Source organism: Muricoccus harenae, from assembly GCF_009848505.1.
GTDB lineage: Bacteria > Pseudomonadota > Alphaproteobacteria > Acetobacterales > Acetobacteraceae > Roseomonas > Roseomonas harenae.
Genome location: NZ_WWDL01000121.1, coordinates 1 through 534, shown reverse-complemented (window position 1 = coordinate 534; position 534 = coordinate 1). Strand labels below are relative to the sequence as shown.

The 534-nt window shown below is 65.2% G+C and carries 1 protein-coding gene; it reads left to right on the top strand.

Annotated elements, in window-relative coordinates; translation table 11 throughout:
- Nucleotides 1–64 precede the first annotated feature (64 nt).
- A partial coding sequence (locus tag GSE44_RS25205; RefSeq protein WP_201306252.1) for a transposase occupies nucleotides 65–534 on the top strand: 470 nt, incomplete at its 3' end.

Genomic DNA, 534 nt, shown 5'->3' with positions numbered 1-534 from the left:
ATGGGCGGAGGCCGTGTGAAAACGCTGGGCGGAGTATCCTATGGCCTTCGGAGGGGAGGCTGGGATGAAGCGCTTCGTGGAAGGCGAGGAGCGGGGCCAGGTGACGCTGCTTCCCGACTGCATTGAGGACTATGTCTCCGAGGAGAACCCGGTCCGGGTGATTGAGGCCTTTGTCGAGGCGCTTGATCTGGCCGAGCTCGGCTTCGAGGGCGTCACCCCCGAGCGGACGGGCCGTCCGGCCTACCACCCCGCGACGCTGCTGAAGATCTACATCTACGGCCATTTCAACCTGATCCAGTCCAGCCGGCGGCTGGAGCGCGAGGCAGGACGCAACCTCGAGCTGATGTGGCTGACGGGGCGGCTGGTCCCGGACTTCAAGACGATTGCCGATTTCCGTAAGGACAACGGGGAGGCGATCCGGGCGACCTGCCGGCACTTCGTCCTCCTGTGCCGCGAGCTCGACCTGCTGTCGGAGGCTTCGGTTGCCGTCGACAGCAGCCGCTTCAAGGCGGTGAATGCGCGCGAGAAGAGCTA